Raw genomic sequence first — 22,685 nt, 5'->3', positions numbered from 1 at the left:
TTTATAACTCTCCTTCTATTGCATAGTTTTCATTTACTAAATCAATGAATTCCTGTTTGGAAGATAAATGAAGAAGACGGTCACGTTTTTCTGGTTTTAAAATAAGATCCGTAATCTGTAACAATTCCTGAAGAGGATCCTCTTCCTTGCTGGAAATACCAATAACAAGAGTCACTGTATGACCGAGGTAGTCAAATCCTTTGGGAACTTGTAAAATGCTGATTCCGGGACATTGGACAAAAGTAAGAGACGCTTCATTTCCGTGTGGGATCATAATGCCAAAGTCAAGATAGGTAGAATAATCTGCTTCGCGTTCTAGCATGCCCTGTATGTAAGGTTTTGTTACATAGTGATTTTTCACAAGAATCTGTCCGACTTGTTGGATAGCATCTTCCACTGAATGACAAGTTGCATTCAGTATGATATTTGATTGGAATTCATTTGTTAGAAGTTTGCCGGCCATGCGCCCTCCTTATCTTTTATGCTGTGCATATTCATAAACGTTTATCATGCTATTATCATACTCCATGTATTGTATGGGAATCAATACACACTAATCATAGTTTTTTCACAAAACGCTGTGACAAAACTTTGTTTCATGTGCTTTTATGTGCATTTTTCACATAAAATATATATAATAATATATTTTAAAAAATAAAAAATAAATTTATCGAATTAATTAATTCAGAAAAGTTGTAAAAAAAGAAGGGAAAGAATTCAAAAATCGAATTCTTTCCCTAAAATACTTTTAAGATAATTTACATTTACCTGTAGATTTTCTTATGATTAGTTCGGGTTCATATTCCATACGCATGATGTAATGTTTGGAGGTTTTGTCCTTTTGTGCATTCTTTTTATAAATGATATCAACAGCTTCTCGTCCTTTATAGATAGAAGCATGTTCAATTGTTGTTAGTGAAATTTGCGGCATAGCAGATAGAGGAACATTGTCAAAACCACAAACAGAATAATCGCTAGGAATATGATAGCCATAATCGGCAATGGCAGCCATGATTCCAAAGGCTGTCATATCATTATTTCCAACAAAAGCGGTTGATGGTGTATTAGCTTCCAGAGCTTCAGTCGTAAGGGCATAGCCGTTTTCATATTCGGAGTTATCAGAAGAATATCGACCATACACAGCAAGTTTTGGTGATTTCACTTCAATATTGGAAGGATCTAGGCCATGATCATGGAAGCAGGATTTTAGTCCTTGAAGGCGATGGATTCTTCCAATTTCTTTTGCGCGGATTGGAGTTGAGACATAGGTGATCCTTGTATGTCCGAGAGAAATCAGATGTTCTGCGATTAGATAACCAGGCTTTTTACTGTCAAGTTCTACAGAATCAAAGCGACAGGCATCTGGTTTATCTCCGATAGAGACAACAGGCACTTGTTTGGAAAGAGCGTTTGCCTCTGAAATTTTTGTTGGAGGATATAAGGAAATAACACCTGCAAGTTCAAACCCAGACAAAAGATGCAGATAAAGCTCTTCTCTTGATACATTTCTTAAGGTTGAAACGGTAAACACAGTATATCCATATTCTTGTGCACGTTCTGTAATAGAGTGAATGATCATGGTATAGTAGCTATTTGAAAGAAGTGGGCAGATAACAATGATGCTTTTTGCGAGAGCAGAATCTTTCTTCCTCACTCCCTTTTGTGGTTTTTGATAACCAAGTTCTTTTGCAGCCTCTTTTACTTTATCAATGGTTTCCCTTGAAAATGATACATGAGGTTTTTTACTTAAGATCATGGAAACTGTGGATTGTGAGACACCTGTATACTCTGCGATATCTCTTGTTGTAACCTTATTTCTTTTACCCATAAATAATATCCTTTCCGTTGTAAATGAAAAAATCAAAAGATAGATATTTTTCAACAAAAACCTTGCAAAAAAATCAATGATTTATTTTGATTAATTCCAATTACTAATTAAATTAAAACTCTGATTATTAATAGTATACAAATGATTAACAACAAATGCAAGGCTTTCCGTCATTTCCTTAAGTCATAGGAAAAAACTCAAAAATTGAAAGGTGTTAATCAATTAGAGTGATTAATTCAAAAATGCGCTAACCCGCATAAAATGGGCGTTTCAACGGTTTGACATAGGGAGAAAAGTGTGATTAGATAGAGACAGAAAGAAACAAACGCAAGCGAAAAACAGGAGGGTAAAAACAGTGTATGATGTAGCAATTATCGGTGCAGGAATCACAGGCTGTTCTATCGCATACGAATTAGGAAAATATAATGTGAAAGCAGTTGTGATTGAAAAAGAAAATGATGTTTCCGTAGGAACAACAAAAGCCAACAGTGCGATTATTCATGGAGGATATGATCCAAAGCCAGGAACATTAATGGCAAAGTATAATATCCAGGGAAATAAATATACAAAAGAATTATGCAAGAAACTGGATGTACCATTTAAACAGATTGGTGCGTTGGTTGTAGCATTTAGTGAAGAAGAAAAGAAAACACTGGAAGAACTTCTGGAAAGAGGAAAAGAAAACGGAGTACCAGACCTTGAAATCTGGGATCAGAAAAAGCTTCGAGAAGAAGAGCCAAATATTTCTGATGAAGCAGTTGCAGCACTCTCCTCTCCAAACGTTGGAATTGTAAGTCCATGGGAGTTTGCCCTTGCAATGGCAGAAGTATCCGTAGAAAACGGAGTTGAATTTAAGCTGAATACAGAAGTAAAAGGTATCAGCAAAGAAAATGATGTATTTAAGATTGAAACAAACAATGGCGTAATTGAAGCAGGTTATGTATGCAATGCAGCCGGAGTTTATGCAGATAAAGTAAATGAAATGTGTAATGAAAAGACTTTTGAAATTACACCAAACAAAGGAGAATATTATCTGATGGATAAGAGTCAGGGAACTCTTGTAAATCATGTTATTTTCCAATGTCCAAATGAAAAAGGAAAAGGTGTTCTTGTTTCTCCTACAGTTCATGGAAATTTAATTGTAGGACCAGATTCACAGCCATCAGCTGCAAATGATGTTTCCACAACGAGAGAAGGTCTTGATTTTGTAAGAACAAAGGCGGTAAAATCTGTTCCTGGAATTAATTTCAGAGAATCTATCCGTAACTTTGCAGGAGTTCGTGCAAGAACAAAAATGCATGATTTCCAGATTTACGAAGATAAAAAAAATAAAGGCTTTATTAATGTCGGAGGAATGGAATCCCCAGGATTATCTTCTGCATGTGCAGTTGCACGAGATATCGTTAAGATGCTTGGAAATTCTGGACTTTCTTTAGAAGAAAAGAAAAATATTGTTGATGAAAGACATATTGATCGTTTCAAACATTTAAGTCATGAAGAAAGAGCAAAACTGGTGGAAAAAGATCCAGCTTACGGAAAAATCATCTGTCGTTGTGAAACAATTACAGAAGGAGAAATTGTTCATGCACTTCATCGTCCAATTCCAGCAACTTCTATTGATGCAGTGAAGAGAAGATGTAATGCAGGTATGGGAAGATGTCAGGGAGGTTTCTGTGGACCAAGAGTTCAGGAAATCATCGCAAGAGAATTAAACATCCCATTAGCAGAGGTTCCACAGGATCGTCTGGGAACAAATATTATTACAGGAGAAACAAAGGACGGAGGTGCCCAATAATGAAGTATGATGTAATTGTAGTCGGCGGAGGTCCTGCAGGGCTGGCAGCAGCAGTAGAAGCAAATAAAAACGGTGCCGAAAAAGTTCTTGTCATTGAACGTGACCAGGAACTTGGAGGAATTTTAAATCAGTGTATTCATAATGGATTTGGACTCCATTATTTTAAAGAAGAATTAACAGGTCCTGAATATGCAGGAAAATTTATTGACATGTTGGCAGAAACCAATATCGAAGTTATGTTAGATACTATGGTACTGGATGTAGATGAAAATGAAAAATGCGTCCATGCGATGAATAAGAAAAATGGATATATGAAGCTGGAAGCAAAAGCGATTGTATTAAATATGGGGTGTCGTGAAAGAACAAGAGGAGCTATCGCTATTCCTGGTGATCGTCCGGCAGGTGTATTTACAGCAGGTGCTGCACAGCGTTATGTAAATATCGAAGGATACATGGTAGGAAAGAAAGTTCTGATTCTTGGTTCTGGAGATATCGGACTGATTATGGCAAGACGTATGAGTTTGGAAGGTGCAAAAGTTGTAGGATGTGTGGAACTTTGTCCATATTCCAATGGATTGAATCGTAATATCGTTCAGTGCTTAAATGACTATAATATTCCTTTATATTTATCTCATACAATCACAGATATTCAAGGTGATAAACGCGTTGAAAAGGTCATTGTACAGAAAGTAGATGAAAAGAATCAGCCAATTCCAGGAACAGAAATGGAATTTGATGTAGATACTGTTTTATTATCTGTTGGACTAATTCCAGAAAATGAATTAACAAGATCTGCTGGAATTGAGATGGATCCTGCAACAAGTGGACCAGTCGTATATGAAAATATGGAAACTTCTGCAGAAGGTATTTTTGCAAGTGGAAATGTTGTTCATGTACATGACCTGGTAGACTTTGTTACAGCAGAAAGTCAGAAAGCTGGACAAAGTGCTGCAGAATATGTGAAAAATGGAGAAACAAAAGATCAGACATGCATCGCTATCAAGAATGGTGACGGAGTCAATGGTATCGTACCTCAGAAAGTACGTCCGTCTAATGTAGATAAAAAAGTGGAAGTGATGTTCCGTGCAAGAAATGTATTTAAAGATGTTCAGATCAAAGTAAAATCAAATGGACAGGAACTTGCATCTTTCAAACGTGAGCATATGGCTCCTGGAGAAATGGAGAAAATCGTCATTCCAAAAGCATTTTTAGATAAAGTAGAAAATGGTGAAATTACCGTGTCAGTAGAAAAGGTAGGTGCATAACATGACAGAGCTGATTTGTATTGTTTGTCCGAAAGGATGCCATTTAAAAGTTGATGAAGAGAATGGATATAAAGTAACAGGAAATGGCTGCCCAAGAGGAGCTGCCTATGGAGAAAAAGAACTTGTAAATCCTACCAGAGTCATTACTTCTACTGTGAAAGTAGAAAGTAAACAGGCTAGACGAGTACCCGTAAAAACTGCTGGGGATATTCCAAAAAGTAAGATTTATGATGTTATGAATGAATTAAATAAGGTCACAGTCAAAGCACCAGTACAGGTGGGTGATGTTGTGATCCCGGATGTTCTGGGCCTTGGTGTAGATATTGTTGCCTGTAAGAAGGTGGCAGAATAACCAAAAACAGCTTTTTAAATTCAGGAGGAAAAAGAAATGAGTGTTATCACATTTGTATGCGCAGGGCAGATGAATTCTGCAATCACATTCCCGGCATTCGAGAATGGACATGAGGTACGTCTGGTAGGATCACCACTAGACAGAGAGATTATTGATGGATTGAGAAAGGACAATTTTCATATCACATTGAAAAGAACGCTTCATGATGGAATCAAGTATTATCAGATTGAAGAACTTGAAGAAGCATTGGAAGGTGCAGATCTGATTCTTGGTGGAGTCAGTAGTTTTGGTCTTGATTGGTTCTGTGATGAAATCTTACCGGTTCTTCCGGAAGATGTTCCTCTATTAACCGTTACAAAAGGTATGGTGGACCTTGATGATGGTACACTGGTACCTTACCCTCACATTTTTGCTCAAAGACAGCCAGAAGGCAAACATATTAATTTCAATGCCATCGGAGGACCATGCACAAGTTATGAACTTGCAGACCATGATGACAGTCATGTAGCTTTCTGTGGAAAAGATATGGAGACTTTAAAATTCATTAAATCTCTTCTTGCAACAGATTATTATCATATTAGTCTTTCAACCGATGTAGTTGGAGTGGAATGTGCCGTTGCCATGAAGAATGCGTACGCATTAGGGGTTTCTCTTGCAGTAGGACTTGCAGAGAAAAGAGATGGCGAAATTGGTGCCGTACATTATAACTCTCAGGCAGCATTATTTGGCCAGGGTGTCAAAGAAATGATGCACCTCCTGGATCTGATCCATGGTGGACCTGAAAATATCATCCATGGAGCAGGAGATCTTTATGTCACTGTATTTGGTGGAAGAACAAGAAAAATTGGTACGCTTCTTGGACGCGGTTTAACATTTGAACAGGCAATGGAAGAATTACAAGGTGTAACTTTAGAATCTATTGTTATCGCGACAAGAACAGCACGTGCAGTCCGCAAACTTGCAGAACGCGGAGTTGTAGCGTTGGAAGATTTCCCGTTATTAATGCATGTAGATGCGATTATCAATGAGGGAGCAGAAGTAAATATCCCTTGGGAAAAATTCACAACGATTGTGGAATAGTCTATCCTGAATTAAAAATAAAAATCAGTAAGAGAACGTCCTTTATGGAACTGAAAGCAGCAGTCCATAAAGGGCGTTTCTCTTTTATATAATAGAGATTTGTCTGTTGTTTATAAAAATGTTTTGCTGTGGTCATTAAACATAAAAAATATTTTGATTAATAGTCGTAGTTAATCAGACGAAAATATGATTATTAATACAGAAAAAAATTAATTGAAATTTATTGAATTCGGCATGAAGTATGTAGAAAAATATAAAAAATTAATTATTAATCAAGATAAATGATTAACTAAAAAATGTACAAAATGCACAAAAAATAAAAATGTATCGTTTGACATTTGTGCAAAATATGCTATATTAGAAGAAAAGCGTGTAACAAGTGAAGAGTGTTTTTTTAGGAGGCGTAATATGAAAAAATACATTATGGCATTAGATGCAGGAACAACAAGCAATCGTTGTATTCTGTTCAACGAGCAAGGTGTTATCTGCAGTGTGGCACAGAAGGAATTTACACAGTATTTTCCTCATCCGGGTTGGGTAGAGCATGATGCAGATGAAATCTGGTCTACACAGCTTGGTGTTGCGGTAGAAGCTATGAATAAGCTGAATATCACAGCAGAGCAGATTGCAGCCATTGGTATTACCAACCAGAGAGAAACAACAATTGTATGGGATAAGAATACAGGAGAACCAGTTTATCATGCAATTGTATGGCAGTGCAGAAGAACTTCTGAATTTTGTGATGAACTAAAAGAAAAAGGTCTTACGGATAAGTTTCGTGAAAAAACCGGATTGATCATAGATGCATATTTTAGTGGTACAAAAGTAAAATGGATTCTTGATAATATTCCTGGAGCAAGAGAAAAGGCAGAGGCAGGAGATTTATTATTCGGAACGGTTGAAACATGGCTGATTTGGCGTTTAACAAAAGGAAAAGTACATGTAACAGATTATTCGAATGCAGCACGTACGATGTTATTTAATATTAATACATTAGAGTGGGATGATGAAATTTTAAAAGAACTGGATATTCCAAAATGTATGCTTCCAGAAGCAAAACCATCTAGTGAAGTATATGGAATGGCAGATGCTTCTTACTTTGGAGCAGAAATTCCAATCGGAGGAGCTGCTGGAGATCAGCAGGCAGCATTATTTGGTCAGACATGCTTTACAGCAGGAGAGGCAAAGAATACTTATGGTACGGGAGCATTCTTATTGATGAACACAGGAAATAAACCGGTTTTCTCAACGAATGGTCTTGTTACAACCATTGCATGGGGACTTGACGGAGAAGTCAATTATGCATTGGAAGGATCTATTTTCGTTGCTGGAGCAGCAATCCAATGGCTGAGAGATGAAATGCGTTTAGTAGATTCTTCTCCAGATTCTGAATATATGGCTTCCAAAGTAAAAGATACAAATGGATGTTATGTTGTTCCTGCATTTACGGGGCTTGGAGCTCCTCATTGGGATCAGTATGCAAGAGGAACAATTGTTGGTATTACAAGAGGTGTAAATAAATATCATGTCATCCGTGCAACATTGGAATCTCTGGCATATCAAACATATGATGTATTAAAAGCAATGGAAGCAGATAGCGGAATTAAATTAAGTGCTCTGAAAGTAGATGGAGGAGCCAGTGCAAATAACTTCTTAATGCAGTTCCAGTCAGATATTCTTGGTACTCAGGTACGTCGTCCAAGATGTGTTGAGACAACTGCTATGGGTGCTGCATATCTTGCAGGTTTAGCAGTTGGATATTGGAAAGATAAGAAAGATGTTATTGCAAACTGGAATATTGATCGTGAGTTTACACCAGAGATGGATGAGGCAGAAAGAAATGAAAAACTTGCAGGTTGGGAAAAAGCTGTAAAATATTCCTTTGGATGGGCAAAAAATTAGAGAACGGCCATAAAAAGTAAGTAGAGAAACTACTTGATGAAAAGCAAAAAGGGAGGTATATGTTATGCTGCCATACATATCAGAATTTTTAGGAACTATGATTTTAATCCTTTTAGGAGATGGAGTTGTTGCGAACGTCAACTTAAATAAATCTGGAATGAAAGGAGCTGGTGCGGTACAGATCACATTTGCATGGGGTCTCGCAGTTCTTGTTCCGGCATTTATCTTCGGTGCTGCATCAGGAGCACACTTTAATCCAGCATTAACGATTGCACTTGCAGCTATAGGAAATTTCTCATGGTCTATGGTGCCAGGTTATATTATTGCTCAGGTAGCTGGAGCATTTGTTGGTGGTATTCTTGTTTATATTTTATTTGCAGGGCAGTTTGCTGAAACAGAAGATCAAGCAACAAAACTCGGTGTCTTCTGTACAGCACCATCCATTCCAAACACTATTTTAAATCTCTTAAGCGAGATCATTGGTACATTTGTGCTTGTATTTGCTATTCTTGGTATCGGAAATGTGGAGAATGCATCAAGCATGGGATTAAATTATTTCTTCGTATTTGGAATCATCGTGGCTATTGGTATGTCTCTTGGAGGATTGACCGGATATGCAATTAATCCAGCCAGAGACTTTGGACCACGACTTGCACATGCAGTCCTTCCAATCCCAGGAAAAGGAGATTCCAATTTTGGATACGCATGGATCCCAATCGTCGGACCAATCATTGGAGGATTGATCGCAGGAGGATTATTCCAGGCAATTCCTTGGTAAAAAATATGAAAACAAAAGACAAGATGTTATTGGAAAATACCAATGCATCTTGTCTTTTTTTGTAGTTGCCTTATATAATAATATAGAAGAAAAAGATAATCGTAAAATAATAGGAGGAAAGAAATGGAATACAGAAAATTTGAAAATCAGTATGTAATCAGAGTTGATCGTGGAGAGGAAATTTGTGAAAAATTAAAAGAAATTGCACAGAAGGAAAATATAAAACTTGCCTATTTAACAGGAATTGGGGCGGCAGGAAAGGTAACTGCTGGAGTTTTTGATACAAAAGAAAAAGTATTTAAGGGACATACATGGGAAGGAGATCTTGAAATTGTTTCCATTGGTGGAAATATTAATACGATGAACGGGGAAACCTATACCCATTTCCATATCAGTGTAGCAGATGAAAACGGAAATGTTTTTGGAGGACATCTAACAGAAGCGGTGATTAGTGGAACTGGAGAACTTGTCCTTACAGAAATTAATGGAACGGTTGACCGTACTTTTGATCCGGAAGTTGGATTAAATTTATTTGAATTTGAAAAATAAAAACAGCACATACTATCAAAAAAGAGGTGGTATGTATGCATATGCATTCAATCTGGCAGGAAAAAATAGAATTTCCTCAATATCCGATTTTAAAAAAAGATCAGAAAGCAGATATTGTTTATGTGGGTGCAACACTTACACATGGAATCGAAGCTCATTTTCAAAAAGAGCAAGGAAAAGCAGTTATGATTCTTGAGAAAAAAGTGATTTCTGATATGCCACAACTTGGTGGTCTTGGAATTTTGAAAGCTGAAAATAGAGCAGAAGAAAAAAAGCTTCATATTTTACGTGATTATATAGAAGGAAGACAAATTCCCTGTGATATGAAAGTTGTATCACAAAAATGTTTATGGGTTCATCCGATAAAATTGTTTTTATTTTTAACAGAAGATCTTCCTGTCTATGAACAGAGCAGTATTTATGGACGGAAGGGAAAGAGGATGGATCTTGGCAGTGCATACGTAGATGCAGCGCAGATTATAGAGGGAGCACAAAGAAAAGAAGTTATGTATGCACATGTATTTGAAAAGGAAATTTTTCTCAAAGAACAGAGAACAGATCTTGAGGAAGTACGAACATATCGAGAATTTTATCTTGCTTCGTCACTAAAGAGAGATTTGAAAGGAAGTCTCTATTGTTGGGAAATTTGAATGAAAAAAAAGGCTGTGTTAAAATAGAAAACATACAAAGAAGATAAAATAGAGGAGGACATAAGAACAATGAGTATGATTGATGTAATTCGTAAGGAAATGATGACAGCAATGAAAAACAAAGATAAGGAAAGAAAGGAAAGCCTATCGATGCTGTTAAGTGCATTAAAAAATGCACAAATTGATAAAAGAGAAGATCTTACAGAGGCAGAAGAAAATACCATTATTGCAAAAGAAATTAAACAAACGAAGGAAACGATGGAATCTTGCCCTGCAGATCGTACGGACATCATTGATGAATGTAAAGCACGTCTTTCTGTACTAGAAGAGTTTGCACCAGAACAGATGAGTGAAGATCAGATTAATGCAGAAATTGATGCGGTTCTTGCAGAACTTGGCATTGATGCACCAACGATGAAAGACAAAGGAAAAGTCATGAAGAATCTGATGCCTAGAGTGAAGGGAAAAGCAGATGGAAAACTTGTTAATCAGTTGGTAGGAGCAAAACTTCAATGAGAAATATATTAATCATTGTTGATATGCAAAATGATTTCATCGATGGCGCACTTGGGACAAAAGAAGCTTGTCAGATTATTGAGCCTGTGGCAGAAAAGATTCGAGGATTCCATGGAGATATCTATGGTACGTTAGATACACATGGAGCTGATTATATGGATACACAGGAAGGAAAAAATCTTCCAGTACCTCATTGTATTTATGGGGAGGATGGCTGGGCACTTCAAAGCGATATTCTTAGTGCGCTTGCGGATACAAAGGCAGAAGTTCATGATTTTTGTAGAAAAAGCACTTTTGGTTCTATAGAGCTTGCGAATTTGATTGCAAAAGAGTATGAAGAAGATTTAGAAATTGAGTTGATCGGATTATGTACAGACATTTGTGTGATTTCAAATGCAATGCTTTTGAAGGCAACCTTGCCTGAAGCCAAAATTATTGTGGATGCGTCATGTTGTGCTGGGGTAACGCCGCAAAGCCATGAAAATGCGCTGGAAGCAATGAAAGCGTGTCAGATTATCATTCAGTAATTCGATAGTACATGAAAAATGGACCGGAGTATAAATTCAGGTCCATTTTTTTGATAGGATAAAGGAAGATTTATTTAAGATGAAAACATATAAAAAGGTGGGGATGAGAGTTTTCATTATCATGGTTTTACTTTTACTGGCAATTGGAAATATGCCAATAAAAGTATCAAAAGTACCAGGAAAATTAAAAAATCTTAACTGGGAAAATATCAATTCTTCAAATAAAAAAAACAAAAAGATTACAACAATCATCAGGGATACTCCAAATGATAATCAAATGCTGGCAGTGTATAGTATTTATCAAAAGTTGAGTGTCTATCACAATCATTCACTCATTTATGTCCGAGATAAAAAGAATGCAGGAAGTTTTGGAAATAAAATTCCGAGTGGGTGGAGTTTGATTAGATTTGAAAAAGGAAAAATAAAAAAGGGAGATAGAATTACATTAATATATGAAAATCCCTATGGTTTTTTTGTAACAAAATCTGGAAGGATTTATTATGAAAGTGAGAATGCAGTCTGGTGGAAAATTCAGAAAGTACAAAGTTGGTTTCGAAGCATTTTTTTGTTGCTCTTTTTATTTGGAGTGATTATTATGTTTTTTCCAGTTATTATACGTAAAAAAGAATTATTTTCTCAATATGCGCATATGGGAATATTTACAATCATTCTTGGTGGATTTGTATTTTTTTCATCAGGAAGGATTTATTCTTTTATTTTCAGAGATTCTTTTATTTGTTATACTTCGCAATGCTTTTTCCTGGCACTTCCGGGTGCTTTTTTTCGTATGGTAAAAGATCATGTGGAAAAGAAAGATAAAAAAATTTGCCAGTGGCTTTGTAATCTATCAGATTTGAATATTTGTATATTACTTTTGCTTCATGCAATGAATCTTGTAACACTTCCAGACTCTTTGATTTGTATACATATTCTTATTCTCATAGGATTTTTATATTTAATTCCTATTGCTTGGAGATTCTTTAAAAGACGGGAACATCATTATATGTTTACAATGGAATTACTTTTGGCTACTGTTGCATTGATTGGATGTATTTCCTATTGGGTTGACAGGATACAGTGGATCTCACGAATGGCCGTTCTTTCTGGTATTTGTTTTTCGGTGATTATTGTGATATTTGGATTTCACGGAATGGTCCTGAATGAAAAAAAGAATCGCCGGATAGAAGAGAAGCTTGAGGAAACAAGAATCCAGCTTCTTGTTGGTCAGATACGGTCACATTTTATCTATAATACATTGACAACCATTCAGGCATTGATAAAGATTGATCCATCAAAAGCAGAGCATATGGTTTATATGTTCTCTAAATATTTGAGAAATAATATCGATCAGCTGACGACTTATACAAAAATTCCACTGGAAAATGAATTAGAGCATATTTTGACTTATATTGAGATTGAAAAAGTTAGGTTCGGAGATAGAATTCAGTTTGAATATGAGATAGAAGATATGGATCTTTATGTACCGGCTTTGTCTTTGCAGCCTTTGGTTGAAAATGCTATCAAGCATGGAATATGCAAAAAGGAAGAGGGAGGGATTGTAACTTTAAAACAAAAAATACAAGGAAATACCGGAACTTTTGTTGTACAGGATAATGGCATTGGATTTCATAAAAAAGATTTAAAATCCGTTGGAATTAAGAACATTACTTATCGTCTTAGGACGATGATGAATGCAGATTTAAAAATAGAAACTGCGTTAGGAAATGGAACTACTGTTTCTATTTATTTTCCAGTGGAAGAAAATCGTAAAAGATAATAAAAAAGTAAAAGATAATAAAAAAGAAAAACCGTGCAATTATCCGTACAATTGTGTATAATCTTGTGGGAAAAGATAGAAAATAAATTTTAGAACTAAAGATATATATGATAGGGAATAAGATATGAAAACGATATTAGTTGATGATGAATATATTATTTTAAAACAGCTTGAAAATTATCTGAAAAGTTATGAAGAAATTGATTTAAAAGAAGTTTTTACATCACCTTCCAAGGCATTAAAATATGCAAAAGATCATGAAATTGATTTTGCAGTTTTAGATGTTGAAATGCCCGGAATCGGAGGAATTCATCTTGGAAAGGAGTTGAGAAAATTATATCCGGACATGATTCTTATTTATGTAACTGGATACTGGGATTATTTAAAAGAGGCAATCTTTGATGTAAAAGCCGATTATTATATTGTAAAACCATATAATGAAGCGGATATCAAAGACATGGTACAGCGTGCTGTTTTATTGTCTGGAAGATTGAAACGTAAGGTGCGATTTGAAACCTTTGGCCGTTTTAATGTTTTTATTGATGGAGAATTGATTCATTTTTCGAATGCGAAAGCAAAGGAATTATTAGCATTATGTATTGATCATGAGGGCGGCTATGTGTCCATGGAAGAGGCCATTGACAAATTGTGGTCTGATCGTCCATTTGACGAGAAAACAAAAAATTTATATCGAAAAGCAGTTTCCTATTGTAAGCGTTTATTTATTCATTATGGATGTGATAACATTTTACAAAATAGAAGAGGATATTGCTTTGTAAAAAAACAGAAAGTAAATTGTGATCTTTTTGATCAAGAAGATCGACAGACCAATACATTTGAAGGAAATTATATGGAAGATTATGAGTGGGCAAGAGAAAAAGAAGCCATGCTTACTATGAAATATTTATATAATGAATAATAATAGCATAAACCTGAATTATTCACGACTTCGTCGTGTTAGCGACTGAAAGTCGCATAGTTACTATATTTTTATCAAATTTTTCTCTTCATCTATCAAGTGAATAAAAAAAGAGCATCCATTTGTGGTAAAATTAAAGTGTCCAATCTTAACAAATACACACAAAAGAGCTCTTTATGAATATTTTAAACACATTATCACTTAATATCAATAGAAAAATTAAAATAAATTTTAATGGTGGCGATCTTTCTTCTAATTCAGGATAAAGTTTGATGAAATAGATAGTATTTTATTGACATAAATTATTAATAAATAGTATTCTGTATATGGATAAGGTGGAATTATGATGACAGATAAAGAATTAAGCCGATTAAAACGAGGCGAACTTTTGGAAATGCTTCTTGAACAGAGTAAAGAAGTAGAAAAATTAAAAAAATCTCTTGCGCAGGCACAGGAGCAATTAAAGGAAAGAGCAATTTGCATTGAGGAAGTTGGATCAATTGCAGAAGCATCTTTGCAGTTAAACGGGGTATTTACTGCTGCTCAGGAAGCTTCAGAGCAATATCTTGATAATATCAAGATGATTGAGAAAAAAAAGGAAACTGAAATGAAAGATGTAAAAACACAAGCAAAGCAGTTACTTGAAAATACAAAAGTAGAGTGCCTGCAGTTAAAAAATCAAATGGAAGCTCAGTGCCAGCAAAAAGAAATAGAAACGGAGCAAAAGTGTGCAGCTATGATTGCAAAGGCAAAAAGAGATTCTGAGGAAAAATGGGATAAAATTTCAAGATATTTGGAAGAATTTTATGATGCACATAAAGGATTACGAGAATTGATAACCTTTACGGGAGATATTCAGAGGGATTGATGATGAGCAATGAAAAAGAAAAGGGAAAAAATGCAAAAACTTTTGATTCCTACAGTCAATGAACTGGAAAAGGAATTAAAAAGGGAGAGATATCGAAGTAATTACGAAAAAACATTCAAAAATACTATTTATATACTAATTATTGTTGCAGCGATGGCTATTCTGGTGGCAACGATTTTTCTTCCAGTATTACAGATTTATGGTTCTTCCATGAATCCAACACTATCAGGTGGAGATATTGTGATATCATTGAAACATTCCAAATTTAAAAAAGGAGAAGTCATTGCTTTTTATTATAATAATAAAATTTTAATCAAACGTGTTATTGCAAATGCTGGCGAGTGGGTCGATATTGATAAAAATGGGAATGTAACGGTTGATGGTAAAGAACTTGATGAACCTTATGTAAAGGAAAAAGCACTTGGAGATTGTGATATTACATTGCCTTACCAGGTGCCAGATGGAAAAGTCTTTGTAATGGGAGATCATCGATCGGTATCTGTTGACAGTCGAAAATTGGTTGTTGGTTGTGTTGCAGAAGAGCAAATTGTAGGGAAATTAGTATTCCGTATATGGCCTTTGAAAAAGATGGGACCAATTAATTAATTATTTATGAATACCTAAGAGAAGGGGGAGTCGTCACAATGGATTCATCATTGTTAACACGAATTAAAAAATATTTGAAAAAGCACAAAAAACAAAAAATATGGAAACGTACGGTTCTTGCATTAGCAATTATGGTTGTTTTTATTACAACTTATATGTTGATCTTGCCTGCAATTACAATGAGTAAAAAACCGATTTGCGGAAAAGAAGAGCATACACATACGGAAAAATGTTATAAAGAAAAACCAATAGAAAAATTATTGTGTATGGATCATTTAAAAATACATCAACATACGAAAGATTGTTATGATAAAGATAACAATTTAATTTGTGGGAAGGCTGATTTTGTTCTTCATCAGCATAACAAAGATTGTTATAATTCAGAAGGTAAATTAATATGCCCATTACCGGAAGAAAAGGGGCATCAACATACGGAAAGTTGTTATGATAAAGATGGAAATTTGATTTGCGGACAGGAAGAATCTTATCAGCCACATCAACATACGGAAAGTTGTTATGATAAAGATGGAAAAGAGACAACACAGTTACAATGTGGAAAACTGGAAGTGGAAGAGCATATACATACAAAGGAATGCTTTCCTGAACCAGAAAAAGAGTTGGTTTGCGGAAAAGAAGAACATCAACATACGGAAGAATGTTATAACAAAGAAGATAATAAAGAAGATAACAAAGAAGTAGATTCATCGACCTCTTCGACAGAAGAATCTGATGAAAAGACAAATAAAATTGCAAATGAAGAACAGATACAAGCCATTGCCAAGAAAGGTGATGAATATTGTATTGTACAGAAATTAAATATTATACAGGGAAAAGCAAATATTGTACAGAAATCAAATAAATCGAAGAAAATAAAAAAGACAAAAGCGAAAAAAGTAAAAGAATCCACTGGAAATTCTAATGAAGAAAGATTGAATTTTGGTGATTATTTGACCGGAGCAACTATTTCTAAATTAGAGAATGGACAATGGAAGGAATCTACAGAGTTTACGGAAGGTGATCAGGTTCGTCTAAATTTACAATATCAATTGCCTGCCGGAAAAGTGCCAGATAATCAAACAATAATCTATTATCAGTTACCAAGTGGTATTCAGCTCAGCAAGAAGGAAACCGGTATTGTCTATCAAGGAATTCGAAATGTTGGTACTTATATTATCGATACAAATGGCTTAATTGAAATTCGGTTTAATAAAGAGTTTGCTAATGGAGATGCATTCAGTGGAGAAATTCAATTTGAAGGAACTCTCTCAAGAGATGGTGTTGGAGAAGATGGAAAAATTAAGTTTGGTGGAGATGCTGGAAGTATTACAGTAAAAAAACAAAAAGAAGAATATGACATTAATACGAAGAAAACAGCAACTTTGAAAGAAGATGGAAAAACAATTGAATATTCAGTAACGGTTTCTACTAAAAATGGTACAGAAGGCAATGTAACGATTAAAGATGCATTCCAAAATGGAAATGCGACTGGAACTTATAATAAAGATAGTTTTAAAATTTATAAAATAGATGCCAATGGAAATAAGACAGAAGTAAATGGATATACACCATCGATTACGACAGAAAATTCTGCACAGAAATTTGAAATTTCCAATCTTCCGGCATTAAAAACAGGAGAACAGTATGTTGTAAGTTATACAGCAGAAGCAGAGACAACAGGAAAAGATGGAGCAGGTACTCTTGCGAACAGTGCTGGTGCACAAAGCGGAAATCATAATGATTGGGCATGGAATAGTGTGGAAATTTCTAAATCGATGATTTTTAAAGATGGATACTATGATCAAAATACGGGTCTAATTCAATGGAAAGTTACAGTAAATCAATCGAAGAAAGATATTAGTGGATATAAATTTACTGATACATTGCCGGAAGATATGGTAGGAGATGCCATTATTAAAGATAGTTCAGGCAAAGAAATTGGAAAGATCTCTGCAAATCAGAAAGATTTATCTTATACCTTTGGAGAGGGATCAAAAGATACGTACACGATTGAATACCAAACAAAAGCACCTGATGGAAATAGTAATGTAAAAAATACAGCAAATATCGGAAAAGATGGGAAAGACTATAATTCTGAAAAAGAAATTGGAGTGAATCATCGTTCATGGAATCTTTCAAAGCAATGGAATGGCGAAGAAACAAAAAATGATAAACATTACTATCATTGGCAATCAATTATTACATTACCAAATGGTGCGATGGGAACGTTCCAGTATACAGATACGATCAAACAGGCAACAACCGAAGGAGGTACAAGTACTCCTACAGAAAACAGTCATTATGCGATCGCATCTGAATTGCAGAAACAGATCGAAGATAAAATCAAAATTACGTTAAAAATCAATGATAAAGATACAGAGTGCGGCTATAACAATGATTATGTTTCCTTCCAAGTAAAATATTATGACAAGGATGGAAAAGAGATTCAAGCATCGGATACTACATCGAAAGTTCAGAAATTTACTGTGGATGTTATACCGAAAGATGGACATAAAGATATTGTAGGAACAAAGATGCAATTAGATTATTCTACGATTGTAAACATTGAGGCAATGAATACTGGGGATACATGGAAGTTTAAAAATGAATCTTTTATTCCTAACCATACGGTAACTGCTGATCATAGTTATACAAGACCAAAAGTATTTGACAAACAGATCGGTATTAAGGATGGCAATAATATTTCATACCATGATGGAAGTGCCAAGATAGATTATGATGCATCTGAGGGCATTTTATATTACAGACTTCTTCTTCGAACACAAAAAAATGAGGATGGAGAAATTACAGTTACAGATACGCTGCCAGATGGAGCAACGTTAGTAGCAGACTCTGTTAAAGGACATTTCTATGGAAATGATTATTGGAGTACGGATCAATGGGGAAATTATAATTTTAATGGAAATAATAAAGTAACATATTCACAAGATGGACAGAAAATAACGATGAAAATTGCAAAAGGCTACAATAGCTGCGGACAATTAAATGGCGATTCTGAGGATGGAAATATTATTTCTATTACCTATGCTGTATCAGTGAAGAATGATCCTTATTGGCAGGATAAGACAAAAGATAATAAAGTGTACTCTAACAATGCACAATGGAATAATAACCATATAGAACAAAATACAACTGTGAATCGGCAGATAGATAATATAGAAAAATCTGTACAACAGTTAAAAGATAGTGATGGAAAAGCAACAAATGTAGTAGAGTACAAAGTACTAATTAATCCAGGCGGAAGAGATTTATTACCAAATGGAGATGTTCTGACATTGACAGATACATTGAGTGTTCCAAATGGAGTTGATGCTTATTTAGATTTGACTAATGTAAAACTTTATTTTTATGATGAATCACAACAAAATAATCTTGGAAAGGAGATAGATTCTAGTCGTTATCAGATGTCTTATGATCAGACCAGTCATAAAATGACATTGAAACTACCAGATGAATTGTCGTGTATGCTTGTATACCGTTATACGATAGATGCTGGAAATCATGATCAACCACAGCTAAGCAATATGGTTAATTTGATCGGAGAATATGAGAAAAAAACAGATGCAAAATTAGAGAAGATTACTTCTTCTTCTATTGTACGAAAAGGAAAATTGACAATTTATAAAGTTGATAGTGAAAACAATAAAAAGTTGTTACCAGGAGCTAAATTTCAGTTGGAATATTGGGATGGAAGCAAATGGAAAACACAGGCACAACAACTTGTAACAGATAGTAATGGACAAATAGAATTAAATGCAGAACATGATGGAGAAGATGCGCTAGAGCCTTATCGTTTGTATCGTATGACAGAAACGATGCCGCCAAGCGGTTATTCTAAAGCAGAACAGCCGTATTATTTTATTTTTAAGGCAAAGGAAAATGGAAAAATTTTAGAAAATAATGAAGCGTTTAATAAAGCGCAGGCCTCAAGTTCTGGAATTGATCAATCAAAAATCCTTTTCTTTGGAGCAGATGGTGGAAGCCTTTATGTACCAAATGATTATACAAAGGTTAGTGTGAAGAAATTTTGGGTAGATCAAGAGGGAAAAACAACATCACCAACAGAAAAAAATGTAAAAGTACAATTATATCGGCAAAAAACAAAAGTGGATGGTTATACATTAACGGTCAATGTAAAAGGGAATGGTAGTCTCTTTAAAAGTACTTCAACGATAGTTAATAAGAATAGTTCGGCAACAATTATAGTGCCAGCATGGAATCAGAAATATACTGTTGAATATGATGGGAAAAAGGAAAGTGCAAATTCTGATGGAAAAGCAGAAATGACGTATGTAATTCCGTCGGTAACGAAAGATACAACAGTTACTATCACTTGTACATCAGGAGATTATTTTGAAAATCCTACAATTAAATCAGCAACAGCTTCTAGTTATACGCCAGTTGGAAATAAAGAAAAAGTTGGAGATGTAAAAGAGTTAAATAGTAGTAATCAATGGACTGCTTCTTGGGATAATCTTGATAAGAAGGATGCGGAAGGAAAACCATATTTCTATACAGTTGAGGAAGTAGATGTCGCATCTGGAATTCAAGTAACGTATGTTAATAATGATGGAATTTCAAGTGGTGAGATTTCGATTACAAACAAAGTAGCATCTTATGTTTTGCCGGAGACAGGAGGTTCGGGAACTAAATGGTATATTGCAGCAGGAGTTTTGTTTATAGCAGCGGCTTTTATAGTCATATTTTATAAAAGGAAATATCAGGGAATGAGGGAGGATTAAAGCCCTATTAAAAACTTGATTTTCATAAATGTAAATTTTAATTTTAAACACACAAGGAGGAATGTTTATGAAACAGATGAAAAAGATACTTGGTATCATGCTGACCATGGTACTAGCAGTTGCAATGACGATAGTCATAGCACCATCAAGAAAGGTTTCGGCAGCTAATTTTACAATTAAAATGGATGGATCTGGTACTACTGGTCATACTTATGAGATTTATCAGGTATTTACTGGTACGGTAAGTGATAGCGGTGTTCTTGGAGAAATTAAATGGGGACAAAATGGGAAAGGTGGAAAAGAAGGCGATAAAGTATCAAATGATATTTTGCAGGAAATTCAAAATGTATCTACAAAAACTGATGCTGAAAAACGTAAGGCAATTAATAAATATGTTGATATGACAAAACCTTATGCGACAATTACAGGCGGTGGATCGGCAACAGTGCCAGCAGGTTATTATATGATCAAAGATGCAAATGATACATTAACAGAACAAAATGATGCCTATACAGAATATATTTTCCGTGTGGTAAAGGATATTAATGTACAACCTAAAGCATCTATTCCTAACTCAAAGAAAAAAATCAAAGATCACAATGATACAACGGGAAATACAACGGATTGGCAGGATTCTGCAGATTACGATATTGGAGATAAAATTTCATTTCAGTTAGAAGGACGAGTAGCAGATAATATGAAATCCTATGCAGGAAAATATCGTTTTGTTTTTCATGATAAAGAATCAGAAGGGTTAACATTTGATAGCCAATCAGTAAAAGTATATGTAGATGATCAATTGATTACAAGTGGATATGAAGTTGTTACCAATACTGATGATAACGATACTTTTGATATTGTATTTGATGATTTAAAAAATATTCCGCAAGTCCAAAATAATAGTATGATTAAAGTAGATTATAAATCTCTATTAAATGATAAGGCGAAAATTGGAGAAGCAGGAAATCCAAATGAAATGTATCTAGAATTTTCTAATAATCCAAATCAAGATTCAGATAAAAAACCAGAAACTGGTAAGACTCCAGTAGATAAAGTTATCGCTTTTACATATGAAACTGTGATTAATAAAGTAGATCAAAATAACAAACCATTAAAAGGTGCTAAATTTACTTTGGAGAAAAAAATAAAAGGTGAAGGAAGTGCTGAAGATACATGGAAAAGCGTTGGAGAGTATGTAGAGGTAAACGATTCAACAACCACAACTTTTACTTTTAAAGGTTTGGATGATGGGCAATATCGATTAAAAGAGACACAGACTCCAGATGGATATAATTCAATTGATGATATTTATTTTGAAATTACGGCAACACATGATGTATCTTCAGATGATCCAAAATTACTTACTTTGAAAGGAACTAACCTTGGTGGAGGAAGTGTTGATCGTGTATTTGAGACAGATATAAAAAATGGATCTATCACAACAAAAGTTATCAATGGCTCTGGCGCCTTATTGCCTGAAACTGGTGGAATTGGTACGAAAATCTTTTATGTTGTTGGCGCAATCTTTGTTATTGGTGCAGCAATTATTTTGATTACAAAAAGACGTATGAGTACAAGAAAATAAAAAGAAATTTTTCAAAAGGGAGAAAATATTCGGGAGGAAATGCTAATTCCTCCTGGTAGGAATCCCTAATACAGCAGCAAGGAGAGTCTTATGAAATTTATAAGAAAACATTTATCAACCATCATCGTGATTTTGTTTCTTGTGGTAGGTCTTTGCTTATTGCTGTATCCAACGGTGAGCGATTATTGGAATTCATTCTACCAAACAAGAGCCGTTGCTAATTATGTGGATGCAGTGCAAAAACTGGATAAGGAAGATTATCAGCGCCTATGGAAGGAAGCTCAGGAATATAATAAAACTTTGATTACAAAGCCAGATCGATGGCATCTGACAAAAAAAGATTGGAAAGTATATAACAAACTTTTGGATGTCGGAAAGAATGGCATTATTGGTTATATTGAGATTCCAAAGATCAAAGTATCTCTTCCTATTTATCATGGAGTTGATGAAGGGGTACTTCAGATTGCAATCGGACATATTGCAGGGTCTTCTCTTCCAACGGGTGGGAAAAATACCCATTGTGTTTTGTCAGGACATCGTGGATTGCCATCTGCAAAATTATTTACGAATCTGGATCAGATGGAAGAAGGGGATATATTTATGCTTCAAGTATTAGATAAGACTCTGACTTATCAGGTTGATCAGATCCGTATTGTAAAGCCAGACAATATGGAGTATCTGGATATAGAACAAGGGAAAGATTTGTGTACCCTTGTAACCTGTACGCCGTATGGAGTGAATTCACACAGACTGTTAGTTCGTGGGCATAGAATTGCAAATGTGAACGCAAGAGACGTTGGTGCTTCTGATGCTTTGCAGATTGATCCATTTTTAGTGGCGACTGCAATGGGAGTTCCGGTATGTATTCTGTTGATTATTGGAGTTTTTATCCGAACAAGGAAAAGTCGAAGAGGAAAAGGTGATTAAA

Annotated in this window: 19 protein-coding genes; 17 read left to right on the top strand and 2 right to left on the bottom strand. The window is 34.9% G+C overall.

Going from position 1 to position 22,685, the window contains the following annotated elements; all coding sequences use genetic code 11:
* Position 1: 1 nt before the first annotated feature.
* On the bottom strand, positions 2–463 hold the full coding sequence (locus tag KQI71_RS07570) for a PTS sugar transporter subunit IIA (RefSeq protein WP_216435311.1): 462 nt from the start codon (positions 461–463) through the stop codon (positions 2–4).
* A gap of 285 nt (positions 464–748) precedes the next feature.
* Positions 749–1,828, bottom strand: coding sequence for a LacI family DNA-binding transcriptional regulator (locus tag KQI71_RS07565; protein ID WP_216435310.1), 1,080 nt, complete (start codon positions 1,826–1,828; stop codon positions 749–751).
* A 355-nt stretch (positions 1,829–2,183) separates the two neighbouring features.
* On the opposite strand from KQI71_RS07565, the gene KQI71_RS07560 reads away from it, so the two are divergent.
* The 17 genes from KQI71_RS07560 (at position 2,184) to KQI71_RS07475 (ending at position 22,684) form a co-directional block, all read left to right on the top strand.
* Complete coding sequence (locus KQI71_RS07560) at positions 2,184–3,623, top strand: NAD(P)/FAD-dependent oxidoreductase (protein ID WP_216435309.1); 1,440 nt, start codon at positions 2,184–2,186, stop codon at positions 3,621–3,623.
* Complete coding sequence (locus KQI71_RS07555; protein ID WP_216435308.1) at positions 3,623–4,888, top strand: NAD(P)/FAD-dependent oxidoreductase; 1,266 nt, start codon at positions 3,623–3,625, stop codon at positions 4,886–4,888. The genes KQI71_RS07560 and KQI71_RS07555 overlap by 1 nt, the downstream gene beginning before the upstream one ends.
* A 1-nt stretch (position 4,889) precedes the next feature.
* Positions 4,890–5,240, top strand: coding sequence for a DUF1667 domain-containing protein (locus KQI71_RS07550; protein WP_216435307.1), 351 nt, complete (start codon positions 4,890–4,892; stop codon positions 5,238–5,240).
* Between the two features lie 36 nt (positions 5,241–5,276).
* Positions 5,277–6,320: a glycerol-3-phosphate dehydrogenase gene (locus tag KQI71_RS07545; protein WP_216435306.1), complete on the top strand. Its 1,044-nt coding sequence runs from the start codon at positions 5,277–5,279 to the stop codon at positions 6,318–6,320.
* Between the two features lie 408 nt (positions 6,321–6,728).
* Positions 6,729–8,222: a glycerol kinase GlpK gene (gene glpK, locus KQI71_RS07540; protein ID WP_216435305.1), complete on the top strand. Its 1,494-nt coding sequence runs from the start codon at positions 6,729–6,731 to the stop codon at positions 8,220–8,222.
* Between the two features lie 64 nt (positions 8,223–8,286).
* Positions 8,287–9,000 (top strand): MIP/aquaporin family protein, encoded by a 714-nt coding sequence (locus tag KQI71_RS07535; protein WP_216435304.1) that lies wholly within the window; start codon positions 8,287–8,289, stop codon positions 8,998–9,000.
* Between the two features lie 123 nt (positions 9,001–9,123).
* Complete coding sequence (locus KQI71_RS07530) at positions 9,124–9,549, top strand: PPC domain-containing DNA-binding protein (RefSeq protein ID WP_216435303.1); 426 nt, start codon at positions 9,124–9,126, stop codon at positions 9,547–9,549.
* 41 nt (positions 9,550–9,590) lie between these two features.
* On the top strand, positions 9,591–10,199 hold the full coding sequence (locus tag KQI71_RS07525) for a hypothetical protein (RefSeq protein ID WP_216435302.1): 609 nt from the start codon (positions 9,591–9,593) through the stop codon (positions 10,197–10,199).
* A gap of 69 nt (positions 10,200–10,268) precedes the next feature.
* The gene (locus KQI71_RS07520) at positions 10,269–10,715 is read left to right on the top strand and encodes a GatB/YqeY domain-containing protein (RefSeq protein WP_216435301.1); all 447 of its coding nucleotides are present in this window, start codon (positions 10,269–10,271) and stop codon (positions 10,713–10,715) included.
* On the top strand, positions 10,712–11,242 hold the full coding sequence (locus KQI71_RS07515) for a cysteine hydrolase family protein (RefSeq protein ID WP_216435300.1): 531 nt from the start codon (positions 10,712–10,714) through the stop codon (positions 11,240–11,242). The genes KQI71_RS07520 and KQI71_RS07515 overlap by 4 nt, the downstream gene beginning before the upstream one ends.
* A gap of 79 nt (positions 11,243–11,321) precedes the next feature.
* Complete coding sequence (locus KQI71_RS07510) at positions 11,322–13,019, top strand: sensor histidine kinase (RefSeq protein ID WP_216435299.1); 1,698 nt, start codon at positions 11,322–11,324, stop codon at positions 13,017–13,019.
* 124 nt (positions 13,020–13,143) lie between these two features.
* Complete coding sequence (locus KQI71_RS07505) at positions 13,144–13,938, top strand: response regulator (RefSeq protein ID WP_216435298.1); 795 nt, start codon at positions 13,144–13,146, stop codon at positions 13,936–13,938.
* 343 nt (positions 13,939–14,281) lie between these two features.
* The gene (locus KQI71_RS07495; RefSeq protein ID WP_216435297.1) at positions 14,282–14,806 is read left to right on the top strand and encodes a hypothetical protein; all 525 of its coding nucleotides are present in this window, start codon (positions 14,282–14,284) and stop codon (positions 14,804–14,806) included.
* Between the two features lie 9 nt (positions 14,807–14,815).
* The gene (gene lepB, locus KQI71_RS07490; RefSeq protein WP_216435296.1) at positions 14,816–15,412 is read left to right on the top strand and encodes a signal peptidase I; all 597 of its coding nucleotides are present in this window, start codon (positions 14,816–14,818) and stop codon (positions 15,410–15,412) included.
* Between the two features lie 38 nt (positions 15,413–15,450).
* Positions 15,451–20,172, top strand: a complete 4,722-nt coding sequence (locus tag KQI71_RS07485) for a Cna B-type domain-containing protein (protein ID WP_216435295.1) — start codon at positions 15,451–15,453, stop codon at positions 20,170–20,172.
* Between the two features lie 67 nt (positions 20,173–20,239).
* Positions 20,240–21,757, top strand: a complete 1,518-nt coding sequence (locus KQI71_RS07480; RefSeq protein WP_216435294.1) for a SpaA isopeptide-forming pilin-related protein — start codon at positions 20,240–20,242, stop codon at positions 21,755–21,757.
* A 90-nt stretch (positions 21,758–21,847) separates the two neighbouring features.
* Positions 21,848–22,684 (top strand): class C sortase, encoded by an 837-nt coding sequence (locus tag KQI71_RS07475; protein ID WP_253287992.1) that lies wholly within the window; start codon positions 21,848–21,850, stop codon positions 22,682–22,684.
* Position 22,685 lies beyond the last annotated feature (1 nt).

This window comes from Anaerostipes sp. MSJ-23 (assembly GCF_018918155.1).
GTDB lineage: Bacteria > Bacillota > Clostridia > Lachnospirales > Lachnospiraceae > Anaerostipes.
This window is presented reverse-complemented; position numbering and strand designations above follow the sequence as displayed.

Coding starts and splice junctions, on each gene's coding strand:
- KQI71_RS07495 (WP_216435297.1), top strand. CDS start 14,282: ATGATGACAGATAAAGAATTAAGCCGATTAAAACGAGGCGAACTTTTG.
- KQI71_RS07570 (WP_216435311.1), bottom strand. CDS start 463: ATGGCCGGCAAACTTCTAACAAATGAATTCCAATCAAATATCATACTG.
- KQI71_RS07515 (WP_216435300.1), top strand. CDS start 10,712: ATGAGAAATATATTAATCATTGTTGATATGCAAAATGATTTCATCGAT.
- KQI71_RS07565 (WP_216435310.1), bottom strand. CDS start 1,828: ATGGGTAAAAGAAATAAGGTTACAACAAGAGATATCGCAGAGTATACA.
- KQI71_RS07535 (WP_216435304.1), top strand. CDS start 8,287: ATGCTGCCATACATATCAGAATTTTTAGGAACTATGATTTTAATCCTT.
- KQI71_RS07510 (WP_216435299.1), top strand. CDS start 11,322: ATGAAAACATATAAAAAGGTGGGGATGAGAGTTTTCATTATCATGGTT.
- KQI71_RS07545 (WP_216435306.1), top strand. CDS start 5,277: ATGAGTGTTATCACATTTGTATGCGCAGGGCAGATGAATTCTGCAATC.
- KQI71_RS07530 (WP_216435303.1), top strand. CDS start 9,124: ATGGAATACAGAAAATTTGAAAATCAGTATGTAATCAGAGTTGATCGT.
- KQI71_RS07505 (WP_216435298.1), top strand. CDS start 13,144: ATGAAAACGATATTAGTTGATGATGAATATATTATTTTAAAACAGCTT.
- KQI71_RS07480 (WP_216435294.1), top strand. CDS start 20,240: ATGAAACAGATGAAAAAGATACTTGGTATCATGCTGACCATGGTACTA.
- glpK (WP_216435305.1), top strand. CDS start 6,729: ATGAAAAAATACATTATGGCATTAGATGCAGGAACAACAAGCAATCGT.
- KQI71_RS07555 (WP_216435308.1), top strand. CDS start 3,623: ATGAAGTATGATGTAATTGTAGTCGGCGGAGGTCCTGCAGGGCTGGCA.
- KQI71_RS07475 (WP_253287992.1), top strand. CDS start 21,848: ATGAAATTTATAAGAAAACATTTATCAACCATCATCGTGATTTTGTTT.
- KQI71_RS07525 (WP_216435302.1), top strand. CDS start 9,591: ATGCATTCAATCTGGCAGGAAAAAATAGAATTTCCTCAATATCCGATT.
- KQI71_RS07485 (WP_216435295.1), top strand. CDS start 15,451: ATGGATTCATCATTGTTAACACGAATTAAAAAATATTTGAAAAAGCAC.
- lepB (WP_216435296.1), top strand. CDS start 14,816: ATGAAAAAGAAAAGGGAAAAAATGCAAAAACTTTTGATTCCTACAGTC.
- KQI71_RS07550 (WP_216435307.1), top strand. CDS start 4,890: ATGACAGAGCTGATTTGTATTGTTTGTCCGAAAGGATGCCATTTAAAA.
- KQI71_RS07520 (WP_216435301.1), top strand. CDS start 10,269: ATGAGTATGATTGATGTAATTCGTAAGGAAATGATGACAGCAATGAAA.